Genomic DNA, 16,153 nt, shown 5'->3' with positions numbered 1-16,153 from the left:
TCCCTGAAATCCCTTCCGATTTGATACGAATGGATATACGATGGATGACAACATCGAACCAATGGGGGTATCCGATGCTCGCGGATTTGAAGATTTTGGGCGATCTTTCCCACTGGCGCGAGTCTCTGCCGGATCCCGCCACGTTGAGCGCCATCGCGGTCGCAAACCTATTGGATGACCTGCATCGATTAGAGGCATCCTTCTCGGAGGCCAAGCTCGCGGCCGTCGCGCAATTCACCGACCAGCGCACGGAGGATTACCACAAGATCGGAGTAATGACCTCCGACGCCGTCGAACTCGTGGAATCCGAGATCGGTGTCGCGATCACCGTCAGCCGGACCCAGGCAGGCGGGCTCATCGGCCTCGCGATGTCCCTGCGAGACCGCCTCCCCCGCGTACGCGAGGCGCTCAAGTTGGGCCAGCTGGACACCTATCGGGCCCGTCAGATCGACTCCGCCACCGCCAATATCGGCGAGGACCTCATCGACACCGTCGAGAAGGAGTCGCTCAAAAAGATCCTCGCCGGCCCCGGCAACAAGCACCACGGCCTCACCGGCAAGCGCCTGACCAACGCGGTGGGCCGCGTCATCAACAAACTCGATCCGGACGGCGTCCGCGAGCGCCGCGAACGCAAGCGGGACGGGCGTTATGTCGGCATCAGCCCGGAGGACAACGGCAGCGTGTTCCTAAACGGCAGCCTGCCCGCAGAAGACGGCCGCAAGCTCGACAGCCGTCTGCGCGAGCTCGCCGGCACTGTATGCCGAAAGGACGGCCGCACCTTCGACCAGCGCAAGGCCGACGGTCTCATGGCCCTGGTCGACGGGCAGTCTGCGCTACGTTGCCTTTGCGGGAACCCGGACTGCGCCCACACGGGTATGCCCCTGGCGACCGCCCGCAAGCCCTTGGTGCACCTGATCATGTTGGGCTCCACCCTCGCCGGCGAGGACGAAGAGCCCGGCTATCTCGACGGCCACGGGCTCGTCGATGCCGACCACGCCCGCAATATCGCCAAGGACGCGGATCTCGCGCCGGTGCAGCTGCCTGACGACGTCACGGCAGAGCGGGCATCCCCCAGGTCCTCGCCACCGGAATCGGCCCTGCGTTACCGCCCCTCGGCCGCACTCGACACCTGGGTCCGAATTCTCGGCGGCATGTGCCAATGGCCGCACTGTGATGCCCCCGCCTGGAACTGCGATCTGGACCATACGACGCCCTTCGACCACGAGAATCCGGGTGAGGGCGGTCCCACCACATCCGGTGGGCTCACGCCGTACTGCCGCAATCACCACCGCATCAAGCACTCCGGGCTTTGGGACGAGAGCCGGGACGACAACGGCGACATCATTTTGGCCTCGCCCATCGGACTGCTCTACCGGACCCCGGCCGCGGGACTGCTGTCCGTGCTGGGCATCACCCCCGACGAAGTGGTGGACCCCAAAAAATCTCAGAACACAGCAAAATCCCAGCGCCGCAGACGAACTCGCCAGGAGGACAAGGCGGCGAAGGTGCGGGCGGAGCGCAACCGCCAGCACACCCGCAGGCTCCGTGAAAACGCCGAGAGAACTCGTGCCCGGGCCGCACGCCAGCGGGAGCGGATCGCGGAGAACTGGGAGAAGTTCGGCTGGAGCCCGGATGACCCGCCCCCGTTTTGACCCTCCCACTTTTTGATCAGCCCACTTTCTGATCAGCCCCGCAACGGCACCGGGATACCGGCGACGACGAGCACCACCTGCTCGGACTCGGCCGCCATCTGCGAGTTCAGTTTGCCGAGCAGGTCCCGGAACAGCCGCCCCGATGCCGTCGCCGGCACCACGCCGCTGCCGACCTCGTTGCTGACCGCGACCGCCCGCGCGGGGCAGGCCCGCCACGCCGCGACCAGTTCCCGCATGTCCTCCTCCACGAGCTCGATGGGCCCGCCATCCCAGGCCTCGCGCAGGTCGATCCGCGCGGTCAGCCACGTGCCGAGGCAGTCCAGCAGGATCGGGATCGTGGCCGTGCGCAGCAGCTCCGCTATCTCGACGGTCTCGGCTGTGCGCCAAGCCGCCGGCCGCCGCCCCTGGTGCAGCTCCACCCGCGCGGCCCACTCTGGATCATCGCGCCCGCTGCCGCCCGTCGCCAGGTATGTCACAGCGGGCTCGGCCGCCAGCAGTTCCTCGGCGTGCACGGACTTCCCGGACCGCACCCCGCCGAGCACCAGCGTGCGGCTGGCAGCACCCGCGCCCTGACTGTCACCCTGGCCAAGTTTCATGATCTCTCCGTCCGCACCGGCGCGTGCCCCCCACCCGCGCAGTATCTCCGCCAGCTCGTTCGGCGGCGGGTTGTAGTGGCTCAGATGTACAGCGACCACCTCCGTCGCCGCGTTGGCCGCCCCGGATTCGCGCAGCTGGGCCAGGGTCCGGGGGAAGGACTCCAGATCGTGATGGCCGGCGTTGTGCCCGCGCAGGTTGCCGAAGGTCTCCTCGAGGAACACCGCGTCGAAGCCCGCGCCCGCGATCGCCGCGTGGGTCCCGGCGGGCAGCGGCCCGGTGTCAGTGGCCCACAAGAGTCGGTGACTGCCACGCGAGACGTCGTAGAGCACCGCGCCGCCGCCCAGCACCGACGGATGCGCGGCCTCGAGCACCTGTACCCGGTAGGCGCCGCGCTCGGAGACCAAGTCCACCGAATCCCCGGGCTCGACCTCGAGAAAGCGCACCAGGTCCGCCGGGCCCACCCAGTCCCGGCACTGATCCAGCGCCTCCTTCGGCCCCACCAAGTCCAGGGGCTCGGCACGGTCGGCCCAGTGCCGGAACAACAGCGCCGCCGGCCCCACATGGTCGGGATGGCCGTGCGTGAACAGAATGTGGCGCACGTGCTTCAGGGTGTGCCCCGCCCGGACCGCGGCGCGTGGGGCTTCCGGCCCGCAGTCCAGCATCAGGGTCTGGTCGACCAGCGCCGCCGTCTGGCCACGCACATTGCCCTGCGCCGCCGCGCAGGAGGCGCAGCCGCAGAACGGGCTCGGCCACCCGTCCGCGCTGCCGGTGCCGAGCAGCAGAATCTCCATCAGCGAACCTCCTCGTCAAGTGCGGCAGCGGGCGGGCGCAGCGGCAGCACCGCCAGCAGGCCGCCGCGTTCGAGGACCTCGACGCGGGCGCCGTACACCTCCGCGATCCGGTCAGCCCGCAAGACTTCCGCGGCGGAGCCGTCGGCCACCACCGTGCCGTCGGCCATCATCAGCATCCGCCGTCCATATTGGCTGGCCAGCGTGAGGTCGTGCATCGCCGCGACCACCGTGATGCCATCCGCCACCCGCATGCTCTCGACGAGCTCGAGCACCTGCTGCTGATGGCCGATGTCGAGCGCGCTCGTCGGCTCGTCCAGCAGCAGGATCTGCGGCTGCTGCGCAAGGGCTCGGCCGAGCACCACCCGCTGCAGCTCGCCGCCGGACAGGTGCGTCGCCTGCCGGCCAGCCAGCCCACCGAGGTCGAGCCGGTCGATGATCTCCTCCACCACCTGGCGGTCCGCCGCCGACTCCACGCCGAACCGCGGCAGGTGCGGGGTGCGGCCCAGCGAGATCAGCTCGGCGACGCTGACTCCCTCGGGGACCACCGGGCGCTGCGGCATCAGCGCCACGGCCCGGGACATCTCGCGTCGGCTCGCGGACAGCGGATCCAGGCCGCCCACCATCAGCTGGCCGGTGATCCGCGTCCCCTTGCCCACCGGCAGCAGTCCCGCCAGCACATGCAACAGCGTTGTCTTGCCCGCCCCGTTGGGCCCCACCACCGAGACCCAGTCGCCGCAATCCACCCGCAGGTCGACCCCGCGCAGCACCGACTGGCCACCGCGGGTCGCGCTCAGGTCCGAGCAGCTCAGCACCGTCGTCATGCCAACACCGCCGTCATGCCACGCCCCGGCTACGCCGCAGGACCACCAGGAAGAACGGGGCGCCGATCGCCGCCGTCACAACGCCGATCGGCAGCTCGGCCGGCGACATCACGGTCCGCGCCAGCAGGTCGGCGAGCACCAGGAATGTCGCGCCCACCACCAGCGACAGGGGCAGCAACAGCCGATGGCCCGGGCCGACGAGCAGGCGCACCGCATGGGGCACCACAATGCCGACGAAACCGATCAGGCCGCTGACGCTGACCACGGCCGCGGTGCCCAGCGTCGCGATCGCCACCAGGAGCAGGCGGACCCGCGCCGGGTTGACGCCCAGGCTGGCGGCCTCGACGTCGCCGACCGCCATCACATCGAGCATCCGCCCGAACAGCAGGATCACGACGATGGTCACCGCCACGTACGGCAACACCACCACCACATCCGTCCACCCATTGGTGCTCAGCCGCCCCAGCAGCCACGAGTACACCTGCTTGAGGGAGTCGCTGTAGCGCTGCATCACGAAGGTCTGGCCCGCGTTCGCGAAGGCCGCCACCGCAACGCCCGCGAGGATGATCACGACCTCGCTGCGGTTCCCGCCCACGCTGCGTCCCAGCATGTAGGTGGCCGTCACCGCCGCCACACCACCGACGAACGCGGCCACGGGAATGCCGAAGGTCCCCGCCCCCAGACCCGCCACGATTGCGAGCGTCGCCCCCAGCCCCGCGCCGCTGGAGACGCCCAGCAGGTACGGATCAGCCAGAGGATTGCGGAATACGCCCTGGTAGGCGGCCCCCGCGATAGCGAGGGTCGCACCCACCAGGGTGCCAAGCACGACGCGCGGCAGCCTGATGTTCCACAGGATGGCGTGCTGCTGCGCGGTCAGGCCGGAGTCGACATCGACCAGCGGCACCGCGTTGAGCAGGTCCAGCAGGACGCCCCGCGGGGACAGTCCGGCCGGCCCCACCAGCGTCGAGCACAGCAGCGCGCCGAACAGCACCACCACCGCCGCGATCACGATCAGGGTCTTGCGGGTGGTCCCAGTGCTGGTCACCGCACGGGCTGCGGGGCGGGACTGCTCTGCATGATCTGCGCCAGCGACTCGACCATGTCGACGATCCGCGGGCCCCACCGGCTCGCAATGTCAGCGTCGAGCGCGTAGATGCGGCCGTCCTTGACCGCGGCGACCTCGGCCCAGCCGGCCCGCGCGCCCACCGTCTCGGCGGTGACCGAACAGCACTGGGCGTCGGCGAGGAAGATCACCGACGGGTTCGCGGACACCACATACTCCGACTGCAGCTGCGGGTACGGGTTGCCGGCTCCGACCGCGTCGGCGATGTTGTCCAGGCCGAACAGTCCGTAAACCTGGCCGAGGAACGACGCGCTGGTGACGGTGTAGAGGGTGTCGTCGAGCTCGTGGAAGTAGGTCAGCGGCGTCTCCGCGGCCGGCACACTCGCGACCGCCGCGGCGATCTCCGTCTGCATGTTCTTGACCAGCTCTACCGCCTCGGCGATGTGGCCGGTAGCCCCGCCGATCTGCTCAATCTGGGCGTACGCGTCGTCGAGGGTGGCCGGCGCCGACAGCTGGAGCAGCTCGACACCCGCGGCCTGGAGGCTAGAGGCCAGGTCATCCGGCGCGTCCATCGCGATTACCAGATCCGGCGAGTGGCCGAGGATCGCCTCGACGTTTGGCGTGAAGCCGGACAGCTCGGTCGTGGGCACGCCCGCCGGGTAGTTGGACTGGTCGTCGACCGCCACCACCTGATCCCCCGCGCCGACCGCCCACAGGCTCTCCGTCGCGGACGGGCTCAGCGAGATGATGCGCGACGGCGTCGGGCCGACTTCACCCTCGGAGCCTGAGGACTCCGAGTTGACGCCACAGCCCGCCACGACCACCGCCACCAGCAGCGCTATCAAAGTCGAGAACAGCAGCTTCCAAGATTTCCGCACAGCGCAAGTCCTTCATCCGAGGATCGACCGCCGCGACACAGCTGACCTGGCTTATTCGGACCGCGACGAGGTGGCGGCCGACTTCACAGTTGCGGGACAGCGCCGGATTCCACCGGACTTCACTGGTTGACGCGGCGCCCCGACAGGAGTCGGGACGCCTCGCAGTCTAGCCGTCGGGCTCGGCCCTCCCAGCCCAGCTACGGGCGGAGCGCCTGCTCCAGGTCCTCGAGGAGGTCGTCGATGTGCTCGAGGCCCACCGAGAGCCGCACGACGCCGTCGGTGATGCCAATCGCGGCGCGCCCCTCCGGGCCCATCGCACGGTGCGTCGTCGTGGCCGGGTGCGTGGTCATCGACTTCGCGTCGCCCAGGTTGTTGGAGATGTCGATGATCCGCAGCTTGTTCAGGAACGCGAACGCCCGCGCCTTCGCCTGGTCGGCCGGGGCATCGAGCTCGAACGTGATCACGGTGCCGCCGCCGGACATCTGGGTCTTCGCCAGCTCGAACTGCGGGTGGGAGGCCAGGAACGGGTACTTGACCCAGCTCGTCGCCGCGTTGTCCTCGAGGAACTGAGCGATGGTCAGCGCGTTGGAGGCCATGCGCTCCACCCTCATCGCCATCGTCTCCAGGCCCTTGACCAGCGTCCACGCGTTGAAGGGGCTCAGCGATGGGCCGGTGTGGCGGATCAGGTGTTTGACGGGGCCGCCGATGAAGTCCGCGTCGCCCAGGATCGCCCCGCCCATCACGCGGCCCTGGCCGTCGATGTGCTTGGTGCCCGAGTACACGGTGATGTCCGCGCCCAGGTCGAAGCTGCGCTGCAGGATCGGCGTCGCGAAGACGTTGTCGAGCACCACCTTCGCCCCCGCCGCATGGGCGAGCTCGCTGACCCGGCGCACGTCCACGACCTCCTGCATCGGGTTCGACGGCGTCTCGAAGAACACTGCCGCCGTCGGCACGGACAGCGCCTGCTCCCACTGGTCGAGGTCGGTGCCGTCGACGAACACGGTCTCCACGCCCCAGCGCGGCAGGATCTCGTTGCAGATCACGAAGCAGGAGCCGAACAGGCTGCGCGAGGCCACCAGCCGATCGCCCGACCCGCACAGTGCGGCGAGCGCCGTGAACACCGCGGACATGCCCGACGCCGTCGCGTAGCAGGCCTCCGCGCCGTCGATCAGCTTCATGCGGTCCTGGAACATCTCGACCGTCGGGTTGCCGTAGCGCGAGTAGACGAAGCGCTCCACCTCGCCGGTGAACGACGCCTCCGCATCCTCCGCCGTGTCATAGACATAGCCGGAGGTCAGGTACAGCGCCTCGGACGTCTCCTGAAACTGGGACCGCGCGAGGCCACCGCGGATACCGAGCGTCTCGGGGCGGACGGTGTCGGGCAGTTGACTCTTGTCGGGCAGCAAGCTCATGTCGGGCTCCAAAATTCGATCAGTCAGAAGAGGGGGCGGGGCAGGTCGAGTGCGGACAGCTCACGACTGCCGCCACGGCAGTCCAACCGCTCGCCAGCCCACCGCGCCGCGACGCCCGTTCTCATCCAGACCGCCCTCGAAGCCGTCGAGCACGTTGTAGGCCGGGCCCAATCCCGCGTCGGTCGCGGCGATAGCGGCACCGATGGACCGCTGGCCCGAGCGGCACACGAAGATCACCGGACCCGACTCGATGCCGTGCTCACGCAACTGCTCCACAAACCCCTGGTTCGGGGCGCCGGAGGGGAACCCCACCCACTCGACCAGCAGCGCCGGCCGGCCCAACTCAGCGGTGTCCGGCACTCCGACGAACTGCCACTCGGCGGCGGTCCGCACGTCTACGAGCACCGCGTCCGGATGCTCTGCCAGCATCTGCCACGCCTGCTCCGGGGTGATGTCGCCCGCGTAACCCACAGCCATCGAACTCGCCACATCCACCACCGCTATTTCTCCCACACTTGGTTTGCCAACATGCTATGCGCGCCAGCATCGGCACGCTCCCCATTTTGCACCGGCCTGGAATCGAACTCCACGCAGGTCTGGCTAGGCACGCGGACCGGCGGCGGTGACACTGTCAGCTAAATCACATTCATACTTAGGGTGCACTGTGCCCTAGACTGGCCATTCATCTATCTGCAACCGAGAAGGTATGAAGTGAATCGTCCACTGCGCGTCGCCATTGTTGGAGCAGGGCCTGCTGGTATTTATGCCGCAGACGCCTTGATGAAATCCGATACTGCGACGACCGGTTGTGGGGTTTCAATCGATCTTTTCGAGCGCATGCCCGCCCCCTTCGGCCTCATCCGCTACGGCGTGGCCCCCGATCACCCGCGGATCAAGGGCATCGTGAACGCCCTCCACAAGGTGCTCGACAAGCCCAGCGTGCGGCTGCTCGGAAACATCGATTACGGCACTGACATCACCCTAGAGCAGCTGCACTCGCTCTACGACGCCGTCATCTTCTCCACCGGCGCCAACGCGGACCGGCCCCTCGACATCCCGGGCATCGACCTCGACGGCAGCTACGGCGCCGCCGACTTCGTGTCCTGGTACGACGGCCACCCCGACGTCCCGCGCACCTGGCCCCTCGATGCCAAGCACGTCGCCGTCCTCGGCGTCGGCAACGTGGCGCTCGACGTGGCCCGGGTGCTCGCCAAGACCGGCGACGAGCTCCTGGCCACCGATATCCCCGCCAACGTCTACGCCGGCCTCAAGGCCAACAAGGCGACGGATGTGCACGTGTTCGGCCGTCGTGGCCCGGCGCAGGCGAAGTTCACGCCGCTCGAGCTCAAGGAGCTCAACCACTCGCCGACCATCGAGGTCATCGTCGCGCCCGAGGACATCGACTACGACGAGGCCTCCGAGCTGGCACGCCGCAACTCGAAGATCGTGGACCAGGTCGCGAACATCATCCAGGACTACGCGCTGCGTGACCCGGGTGAGAGCCTCAACCGCATCCACCTGCACTTCTTCGAGAGCCCCGTCGAGATCCTCGGCGCCGATGGCAAGGTCACCGGCCTGCGCACCGAGCGCACCGAGCTCGACGGCACCGGCAACGTCCGCGGCACCGGCAAGTTCAACAACTGGCCCGTCGAGGCCGTGTACCGCGCCGTCGGCTACCTCTCGCAGAACATCAAGCAGCTCCCGTTCGACGAGCAGGCGGGCACCGTTCCCAACGAGGCCGGCCGCGTCACCACCGAGGACGGCGGGCACTTCGACAAGACGTACGTCACCGGCTGGATCAAGCGCGGGCCCGTCGGCCTGATCGGCTCCACCAAGGGCGATGCCAACGAGACCGTGGCCTGCCTGGAGGCTGACTTCCTCGCCGGCAAGCTGGCCGCTCCGACCGACTCGTCCGAGGACGCCATCATCACGCTGCTCGACAGCGCGCAGAAGGCGTACACAACCTGGGATGGCTGGCACAAGCTCGACGCCTACGAGCGCGGGCTCGGCGAGCCCGAGGGCCGCGACCGCGTGAAGGTGGTCGAGCGCGAGGACATGCTCCGCGCGTCGCGGGAGTGACCACCTAGAACCGCGATGTGGGCCGGGCCGAAATGGCCTGGCCCACATGCATATTTCACTAGGGGCGATCCATGATCATCGAACGAGCTTCCGTCATCGACGCACCGGCTGACAAGGTCTGGATCCGCGTTGTGACCCCGGAGGGCATCAACCACGAGATGCGCCCCTGGATGACGATGAGCATGCCACGAGGAGCCGACTCCATGACCATCGACAACATTCCCGTCGGCCAACCCATCGGCCGGGCCTGGCTGCGCCTATTCGGCATCGTGCCATTCGACTACGACTCCCTGACCATCGCCGAACTCGATCCCGGCCGACGGTTCCACGAAAAGTCGACGATGCTGAGCATGCGACGCTGGGAGCACGAACGCACCCTCATCCCCCGCGAGGACGGCCGTACCGGACTGCACGACCGAGTCACCTTCGAGCCCCGTGGCCCAATATCGCTCGCGGCACCCGTGATCGGGCGCGTGCTGCACGCCTTCTTCGGCCACCGACACCGGCGCCTCCAGAGCTACTTCAGCTGAAGGCCACCACCGCGGCCAGCCACAGCCCCGCCGCCGCCAACGCCCCCACCAGCTCCACCAGCATGGACAGCCCGACGGCCTTTGTCGCGGCCCACGTCGAGACCCAGGCTGGGCTGACGGCGCGCAGCCGGATCAGCTCTGCCACAAAGGTGCCCAGGAGGAAGCCGAGGACCAGGCCCACCACCGGCACCACGAAGAAGCCGACGATGCCGACGAGCCCGCCCACAATCAGCGCGCGCGTGGGCACCCCGCCGTCGCGGAGCCGCTGCCCCGGCCAGGTGTATTTGACGATGCCCGAGCCCACCAGCAGCACGAACGCGATCGCGAAGACCACCCAGGCGGCCGTCGTGCCCGTCATGATCGCCCACACCAGGAGTGCGATGCCGATGATCAACGCCCCCGGCAACACCGGCAACACAACCCCGACGAGGCCGACGAGGATGGCCAGCCCGATGAGGAGTTCCCCCGTGGCGCTCACGCGAGCGGGCGGTTGCCGGAGGTGAGCACCGCGATGATGTCGCGGACCTCGGCGAGGGTGGGGGTGGGCAGGCTGCCGCGGCCGTGCACGAAGCCAATGCCAGCGTAGACCAGGGTGCCGGCCCGCAGCCGCGCGTCGGCCTCGTCGAAGCCGAGCTCCTCCATAGTGTTTGTGACGACCTCGAGAATGCGCTGGTCGAGGCTCTGGACAGACGCTGCGACCTGCTCGTTGGTGCGCGCCCAGTCCCGGACCGCCCGCTCCACCGACCAGGCGCGGTCCTCGATGAGCAGGCTGGCCATCCACTCCAGCCGCTGCTCCACGGGCATCGTGGCCAACACGTCCAAGCCTCGCACCGCGTCATTCTGACTGGCGCACCACTGGTCTGCCACCGCCGCCATCAGCGCGTTGATGTCGACGAAGTGCCAGTAGAAGCTGCCCTTGGTGACGCCGAGCTCCGCGCACAACGTGGAGATCTTGACCCCGGCCACCCCCTCGCGGACCAGCAGGTCGAGGGCCGCGGAGGTCCAATCGGCCACGGACAGGCGTACCGTCCGGGGTTTTTCCTGAGCCGTCATGTGCTCTAGCTTCCCACTTCCGCGAGTGCTTCGAGCAACAGCACCTGCACGTCGGGATCGTCGGCCAGCCCGAAGTGCGTGGCGGTGTTGGACGGGTACCGGTCCTGCACGATCACGCCGGCCATCTCCGGAGCCAGCCCCGCCAGCGGCGGCTGCTCCAGCAACCCGGTGCGCGACGCGATGTTGGTGTACTCGACTCCCGCCGTTACGAGGCCGTCGCGGCGCAGGTCCACCAGGAAGTCCGAGCCCGCGATCAGGTCGCGGCAGCCCGCGCAGACCGGGTCGACGATGGGCCGCTCGAGCTCTAGAACCGCGTCGTAGGCGCCCACCTCCCGGCTGATCCGCTCCATCGTCGCCAGCTCGCCGATGTTGGTTCCGTTCCACAGCGGGCCCAGGGTGATGAGCGCCGCGATGCCCGACGTGGACGGGGCGCGCTGCAGATGCCGCTGCGCCGCGAGGGAGCCCGCGCCATGGCCGACGAGCACCACCGGGCCCGCCCGGTCCAGCGTCTCCTCGATGGCCGCCCCGACCTCCCCCGACGCCGAGTCGAGCGCGCCCCGGCCGGCGAAGGGCCCGAGCGGCTCACCGTAGGTGAGCGCCTCGACGCACCAGCCGGCGGCGCGGAGCACCTCGGCCGTGCTGTCCCACTCGCCCGCGTCACGGGCCATGTCGTGGATCAAGACCACGGTGGCGGGGCACGTGGGGACGGCCGCCTGCGCCCCGCCTGCCAGCAGCGTTCCCGTGAGCAGGAGCGCCGACACCGCCGCGCCCAGCCAGGGCCGCCGCTTCGATCCGCGTGATCTAACCATTGACTCTCCTCATTCAGCCCGTCATGATGTGATCCATACCATACAGTTTGGTACGGAGTTGCGGACGAAACTTTGAGACCCGGAGGCAGTAGAAGATGGATCGTGGTGGATGGCCCGAGGTGCTCGCGCCGGGTCGGGTGGGACGGCGAGAGGTGCTGCGCGGGCTCGCGCTGGGCGGTGCGGTTCTAGGCGGCGGCCTTATGGCGGCCGGCGGCGCGGGACTGCTCGGCGCGCGGCGTGCCCAGGCCGAGTCCGCCGAGTTCCGCAGCCCACTGATCTTCCACTCCCCACGGCTGGAGCCCTTCGCTGACGAGCTCCCGATGCTGCCGACGATCACCGGCAGCGCCCTCACCCTCGCCGCACGGGTCGGCTCGCACAGCTTCCACCGGGACCTGCCGGCCGTCCCCTCCCTGGGCTACAACGACATGGACCACCTGGGCCCGACCATCGAGGCCCACACCGGCCAGCCCCTGCACCTGACCTTCCGTAACGAGCTCGGCGCACATCCCCTCGGGCGCGACATGGACCACACCCTGCACGGGGTCGACCACTCGTACATGACCCACCCGCCCACCTCGTTCCACCTGCACGGCGGGGCCACCCCGCCCGAGAGCGACGGGAACGCGATGCAGATGTCGCGGCCCGGGCAGGCTCACGACCACCACTTCCCCAACGCGCAGCAGTCCTCCCAGCTCTGGTACCACGACCACGCGATGGGCATCACGCGGCTGAACGTCTACGCCGGCCTGGCGGGGATGTACCTGCTGCGCGACCAGTACGACACGGGCCTGCCCGGCAACCCCCTGGGCCTGCCGGCCGGCGAGTTCGAGATGCCGCTGGTCCTGCAGGAGAAGATCTTCACCGACTCCGGCGCGCCCAGCGCCCGTTCCACGCCAGTGGTGCCGGAGGGCAGTTGGGAGGGCGGCGCCGTCGGGGACGTCGGCCTGGTCAACGGCAAGGTGTGGCCGCGGCTGGCCGTCGCGCGCGGGCTGTACCGCTTCCGCCTCATCAACGCCGCCTCCTTCAGCGTGTGGACCCTGTATCTGAGCAATCACATGCGGTTCTGGGTGATCGGCAACGACGGCGGCCTGCTCGACGCGCCCGTGGCCGTCGACCGGCTGCGCGTCGCCCCCGCCGAGCGCTACGACATCCTCGTCGATTTCTCCGGCCTAGCCCCCGGCGAGAGCGTCGAGCTGCGCAACGACGAGGAGCCGCCGTTTCAGGCTGCGATTCTCGGCGAGGTCGCGATGCCGGTGTTCTGCCGATTCATCGCCGGCGCCGGCAGCGGATTCACCGGCCCTATCCCGCAGTCCCTACGCGGCGGGCCCTGGCAGCCGCCCGCACTGCCGCCGGCGGACACTCCGACGGTGTTCCGCGACGTCACCGTCAGCCAGCCGTACGCGCTGTGGATCCCGCCCGCGATCATGACCCTGAACAACCTGCACTACACGGACCCGGACATCGAGATGCCGCGCCAGGGGACGGTCGAGCAGTGGAACATCATCAACATCACCCCGGATCCGCACCCGATCCACCTGCACCTGATCATGTTCCGCATCCTCGGCCGCCACCCCCTGCGCACCCTCGAATACCAGGCGGCCCACCCGCAGCCGGCGGTAGGCACCAAGTGGACGCCATCCGCCGAGAACTTCCTCGGCGGCCCACTGATCCCGCCCCAGCCGTGGGAGAGCGGCTGGAAGGACACCGTGCTGGTGCCCGGCGGATCCGTCACCCGGATCATCGTCTACTTCCCCACCGCCGACGAGCTGGGCTTCGACCCCGACGCCGTCTTCTCCAGCCAGCCGAGCCAGCCAGGAAATATCGCGCCCGCCCACCACGAGGACATGCACGGCGGCGATCAGCAGGGCGGCGATCTGCAGGGCGGCGACCTGCAGGGCTACGTCTGGCATTGCCACTTACTCGACCACGAGGACCACGACATGATGCTCCGATTCCGGACAATCGTATGACCACCCAACCGGCTGACCACTTCCAGCGGATCCCGTACGAGCCGGCTGCCGACGGCCGCATCGAGATGCACTCCGGGCTCAGCCGCCACTACCCGGTGCTGCACGGCAACCTCGTCGAGCCCGACGGCCCCGCGCCCTCCCGCGAGGTGGGCGTGCTCATGGCGCATCCGGCGTCGAACTTCCTGTCCCACTTCCTACTTCGGCCCATCGCGGCCGCCGGAATCCCGATCATGGCGATGAACACCCGCTACAGCCAGAACGAGCCGGCGCTGATCATGGAGCGGGCCGCCGTCGACCTCGGCGCGGGCATGCGCTGGATGCGCGAGGAGTTGGGCTTCAAACATGTGGTGCTGCTGGGCTTCAGCGGCGGGGGTCCCCTCTCCTCCTTCTATCAGGCGCAGGCGGAGAACCCCACCGTCACACACACCCCGGCCGGGGACCCCGCCGACCTGGCCGCCGCGGGCCTGATACCGGCCGACGGGCTCACGCTGGTGGGTGCCCATGCCGGCCGCGCCCGGGTGCTGCGCAATTGGATCGACCCCGCCGTCACCGATGAGGCCGACCCCACCGCCACGAACCCCGGGCTGGACCTTTACGCGCCGGGGCGCACGCTGCCGCTGGACCGCAAGTGGGTCGCCGAGTATCGCGCGGCGCAGCTGGCCAGGATCGACCGCATCGACGACTGGGCCCGCGCCGAGTTGGAGCGGGCGACCGCGCGCGGGGACTCGGACCGGGCGTTCACCGTGCACCGCACCGTGGCGGATCCGCGCTTCCTCGACACCACCCTGGACCCAGGCGATCGCCAGCCCGGCTGCATGTATGGCGACCCACGCCCGGCCAACACCGCCGCGGGCGGCCTCGCCCGGTTCTGCACCGCACGGAACTGGTTGAGCACGTGGAGCTTTCGTCAATCCAACGCCGACGCGCTGCGCAATCTGCCGCAGGTGAAAGCCCCCGTGCTGGTCGCGCCGCTCATGGCAGACCAGGCCGCGTTCCCGTCCGAGTCCCGCGCCATGTTCGACGCCGTCGGCGGCCCCGAACGCGAGCTCATCGAGCTGGCCGGGCTCAACCACTACCTGGTCGACCAGCCGGACGGGCCCGGCGTCGTGGTCCGCACCATCCGCGACTGGCTCGGCCACCGCAACCTCATCGCATAGCCGCAATCTCACCTGATTAGGAGCAAACCATGACCGTCACCCCGCTAGCAGACGCGGCCCCGACCACCGCGCAGGACCGCTGCCCCCAGCACTTCCGATACTGGGAGAACCTCGCGGACCCCCGCGTGCAACGCGTGGTCCGGGGCGTCAAGAAGGTCACCGGTTTCGACCTGTTCCCCACGACCGCGCAGGCCACCGCCTTCTGCGATGACATGTACGCCGGAGATCCCGTCGCCGAGTTGTTCGTCGCCGAGGTCTTCGACGGTGCCATCGGGCCCGCGGAGGGCCGCGCGATGGTGCTCCAGGCCGTCCAGCACGGTGTCGAGACCGTGCCGAACGCGCCCGAGTCCATGAAGACGCTGTTCCGCGAGTTCGAGGATGTCCCCGCCTGGGTGGACCCGGACCTTGTCGAGGCTGGCGCCGCGGTGTGGCGGCGCTGGGGCACCATGCTCTTCAGCGTGGCCGGCGCGACCACCCTCGAGATCTACACCGAGGCCGCCGTCGCCACCCCGCTCTCCCTGGCCGGGGGTTACGCGGGAGACAACGCGCTGCGCAGGTTCCTGGAGACGGCCAAGTTCTGGATCGACCTGTCCCAGCCCGGCGCGCTACTGACCCCCGGCTCGCAGGGCCGGGCGACGGCGATGATGGTGCGCGTCATGCACGTGAATGTCCGTCGGCGCGTCGCCGAGCACCCCGAGTGGCGCGCGGAGGACTGGGGCCTGCCGATCAGCCAGGCCTACATGCTGCTCACCCTCATCGGCGGCAGCGTCGCACCGGCGGTGGCGCTGTGGCCGCTCGGCTACCAGACCACGCCCACCGACATGCGCGCGCTGCTGCACTTCCAGCGCTACATGGGCTACCTGCTGGGGATCCGCACCAAGTGGTACCCGGAGTCCGTCGGCGACTGCATCCGCGCGCTCGCGATGACGATCATCTCCCGCTCCTACGACGCTGGCGAGCACGGCGCGGAGCTCGTCGAGTCCTTCCCCCGCGCGTTCGGCCCCCGCGATGGACACCGAGGCCTGCGCCGCCTGCGCGAGGGGTACAACCTGCGCATCTACTCCGCCTACACGGCGCTGTTCATGGCCCCGCGGACCCGGGCGCGCTACGACATGCCGCGCGCGTTCCCGTGGGTGCTCATCCCCATCGCGCGGATCCCGCTGGTCACGACGATGGAGCTGGCCCGCCGGTTCGTCCCCGGCGCCGGCCCGGCCCTGGAGAAGCTCATGGTCTGGCACCGCGAGAACTGGCACCACGCGCAGATGGACGGCCGCGAGGCCGAGTTCGAGGCCAAGGGCGCCCTGCGCCGCTAACCCACCCCACCGAACAACGGAGAAGAAC

15 protein-coding genes and 1 riboswitch are annotated in these 16,153 nt (G+C 69.2%); of the genes, 6 read left to right on the top strand and 9 right to left on the bottom strand.

What is annotated here, in order from left to right:
• Positions 1–44 precede the first annotated feature (44 nt).
• Positions 45–1,652: an HNH endonuclease signature motif containing protein gene (locus TBIF_RS16115; protein ID WP_158506351.1), complete on the top strand. Its 1,608-nt coding sequence runs from the start codon at positions 45–47 to the stop codon at positions 1,650–1,652.
• A 32-nt stretch (positions 1,653–1,684) separates the two neighbouring features.
• Here the strand turns inward: TBIF_RS16115 and TBIF_RS16110 are convergent, their stop codons facing one another.
• The 6 genes from TBIF_RS16110 to TBIF_RS16085 form a co-directional block, all read right to left on the bottom strand.
• A complete protein-coding gene (locus TBIF_RS16110) occupies positions 1,685–3,040 on the bottom strand; it encodes a bifunctional adenosylcobinamide kinase/adenosylcobinamide-phosphate guanylyltransferase (protein WP_024795799.1) in 1,356 nt (451 codons plus the stop codon).
• Entirely contained in the window at positions 3,040–3,861 is an 822-nt protein-coding gene (locus TBIF_RS16105) for an ABC transporter ATP-binding protein (RefSeq protein ID WP_024795798.1), read from the bottom strand. The genes TBIF_RS16110 and TBIF_RS16105 overlap by 1 nt, the downstream gene beginning before the upstream one ends.
• Before the next feature lie 13 nt (positions 3,862–3,874).
• Complete coding sequence (locus tag TBIF_RS16100; RefSeq protein WP_024795797.1) at positions 3,875–4,906, bottom strand: FecCD family ABC transporter permease; 1,032 nt, start codon at positions 4,904–4,906, stop codon at positions 3,875–3,877.
• Positions 4,903–5,802 carry an ABC transporter substrate-binding protein gene (locus TBIF_RS16095; RefSeq protein WP_024795796.1) on the bottom strand — a complete coding sequence of 300 codons (900 nt, stop codon included), beginning with the start codon at positions 5,800–5,802 and terminating at the stop codon, positions 4,903–4,905. The genes TBIF_RS16100 and TBIF_RS16095 overlap by 4 nt, the downstream gene beginning before the upstream one ends.
• 19 nt (positions 5,803–5,821) lie before the next feature.
• Positions 5,822–5,977, bottom strand: a riboswitch (cobalamin riboswitch).
• 22 nt (positions 5,978–5,999) lie between these two features.
• The gene (locus TBIF_RS16090; protein WP_024795795.1) at positions 6,000–7,214 is read right to left on the bottom strand and encodes an O-succinylhomoserine sulfhydrylase; all 1,215 of its coding nucleotides are present in this window, start codon (positions 7,212–7,214) and stop codon (positions 6,000–6,002) included.
• 60 nt (positions 7,215–7,274) lie between these two features.
• Positions 7,275–7,685, bottom strand: coding sequence for a rhodanese-like domain-containing protein (locus TBIF_RS16085; protein ID WP_024795794.1), 411 nt, complete (start codon positions 7,683–7,685; stop codon positions 7,275–7,277).
• Positions 7,686–7,994: 309 nt separating this feature from the next.
• On the opposite strand from TBIF_RS16085, the gene TBIF_RS16080 reads away from it, so the two are divergent.
• Together TBIF_RS16080 and TBIF_RS16075 are read left to right on the top strand one after the other, a co-directional pair.
• Positions 7,995–9,293: a ferredoxin--NADP reductase domain-containing protein gene (locus TBIF_RS16080; RefSeq protein ID WP_235174798.1), complete on the top strand. Its 1,299-nt coding sequence runs from the start codon at positions 7,995–7,997 to the stop codon at positions 9,291–9,293.
• Positions 9,294–9,364: 71 nt separating this feature from the next.
• Complete coding sequence (locus TBIF_RS16075) at positions 9,365–9,823, top strand: Rv1443c family protein (protein WP_024795792.1); 459 nt, start codon at positions 9,365–9,367, stop codon at positions 9,821–9,823.
• On the opposite strand, the gene TBIF_RS16070 is transcribed toward TBIF_RS16075, so the two are convergent.
• From TBIF_RS16070 to TBIF_RS16060, 3 genes are read right to left on the bottom strand one after another with little or no spacing between them, the layout of a single operon-like run.
• Complete coding sequence (locus TBIF_RS16070) at positions 9,816–10,301, bottom strand: DUF456 domain-containing protein (protein WP_024795791.1); 486 nt, start codon at positions 10,299–10,301, stop codon at positions 9,816–9,818. The two genes, TBIF_RS16075 and TBIF_RS16070, sit on opposite strands and share 8 nt — an antisense overlap.
• Positions 10,298–10,876, bottom strand: a complete 579-nt coding sequence (locus TBIF_RS16065) for a TetR/AcrR family transcriptional regulator (RefSeq protein ID WP_038171528.1) — start codon at positions 10,874–10,876, stop codon at positions 10,298–10,300. Before TBIF_RS16065 ends, TBIF_RS16070 begins: the two co-directional genes overlap by 4 nt.
• Positions 10,877–10,881: 5 nt before the next feature.
• Positions 10,882–11,685, bottom strand: a complete 804-nt coding sequence (locus TBIF_RS16060) for an esterase/lipase family protein (RefSeq protein ID WP_084611736.1) — start codon at positions 11,683–11,685, stop codon at positions 10,882–10,884.
• A gap of 95 nt (positions 11,686–11,780) precedes the next feature.
• Here TBIF_RS16060 and TBIF_RS16055 point away from each other — a divergent pair, with 95 nt between their 5' ends.
• From TBIF_RS16055 to TBIF_RS16045, 3 genes are read left to right on the top strand one after another with little or no spacing between them, the layout of a single operon-like run.
• The gene (locus TBIF_RS16055; RefSeq protein WP_024795788.1) at positions 11,781–13,655 is read left to right on the top strand and encodes a multicopper oxidase family protein; all 1,875 of its coding nucleotides are present in this window, start codon (positions 11,781–11,783) and stop codon (positions 13,653–13,655) included.
• A complete protein-coding gene (locus TBIF_RS16050) occupies positions 13,652–14,812 on the top strand; it encodes an alpha/beta hydrolase (RefSeq protein WP_024795787.1) in 1,161 nt (386 codons plus the stop codon). The genes TBIF_RS16055 and TBIF_RS16050 overlap by 4 nt, the downstream gene beginning before the upstream one ends.
• 29 nt (positions 14,813–14,841) lie before the next feature.
• Positions 14,842–16,125: an oxygenase MpaB family protein gene (locus TBIF_RS16045; RefSeq protein WP_024795786.1), complete on the top strand. Its 1,284-nt coding sequence runs from the start codon at positions 14,842–14,844 to the stop codon at positions 16,123–16,125.
• Positions 16,126–16,153: the final 28 nt, after the last annotated feature.

The sequence above is a fragment of the Tomitella biformata AHU 1821 genome (assembly GCF_000524475.1).
GTDB lineage: Bacteria > Actinomycetota > Actinomycetes > Mycobacteriales > Mycobacteriaceae > Tomitella > Tomitella biformata.
The sequence above is the reverse complement of the archived record's forward strand: the minus strand, read 5'-3'. Positions and strand labels throughout refer to the sequence as shown.

Excerpts from the sequence above, each read along its gene's own strand:
- TBIF_RS16065 (WP_038171528.1), bottom strand. The coding sequence starts at position 10,876 with ATGACGGCTCAGGAAAAACCCCGGACGGTACGCCTGTCCGTGGCCGAT.
- TBIF_RS16090 (WP_024795795.1), bottom strand. The coding sequence starts at position 7,214 with ATGAGCTTGCTGCCCGACAAGAGTCAACTGCCCGACACCGTCCGCCCC.
- TBIF_RS16105 (WP_024795798.1), bottom strand. The coding sequence starts at position 3,861 with ATGACGACGGTGCTGAGCTGCTCGGACCTGAGCGCGACCCGCGGTGGC.
- TBIF_RS16110 (WP_024795799.1), bottom strand. The coding sequence starts at position 3,040 with ATGGAGATTCTGCTGCTCGGCACCGGCAGCGCGGACGGGTGGCCGAGC.
- TBIF_RS16045 (WP_024795786.1), top strand. The coding sequence starts at position 14,842 with ATGACCGTCACCCCGCTAGCAGACGCGGCCCCGACCACCGCGCAGGAC.
- TBIF_RS16075 (WP_024795792.1), top strand. The coding sequence starts at position 9,365 with ATGATCATCGAACGAGCTTCCGTCATCGACGCACCGGCTGACAAGGTC.
- TBIF_RS16055 (WP_024795788.1), top strand. The coding sequence starts at position 11,781 with ATGGATCGTGGTGGATGGCCCGAGGTGCTCGCGCCGGGTCGGGTGGGA.
- TBIF_RS16115 (WP_158506351.1), top strand. The coding sequence starts at position 45 with ATGACAACATCGAACCAATGGGGGTATCCGATGCTCGCGGATTTGAAG.
- TBIF_RS16060 (WP_084611736.1), bottom strand. The coding sequence starts at position 11,685 with ATGGTTAGATCACGCGGATCGAAGCGGCGGCCCTGGCTGGGCGCGGCG.
- TBIF_RS16080 (WP_235174798.1), top strand. The coding sequence starts at position 7,995 with ATGAAATCCGATACTGCGACGACCGGTTGTGGGGTTTCAATCGATCTT.
- TBIF_RS16050 (WP_024795787.1), top strand. The coding sequence starts at position 13,652 with ATGACCACCCAACCGGCTGACCACTTCCAGCGGATCCCGTACGAGCCG.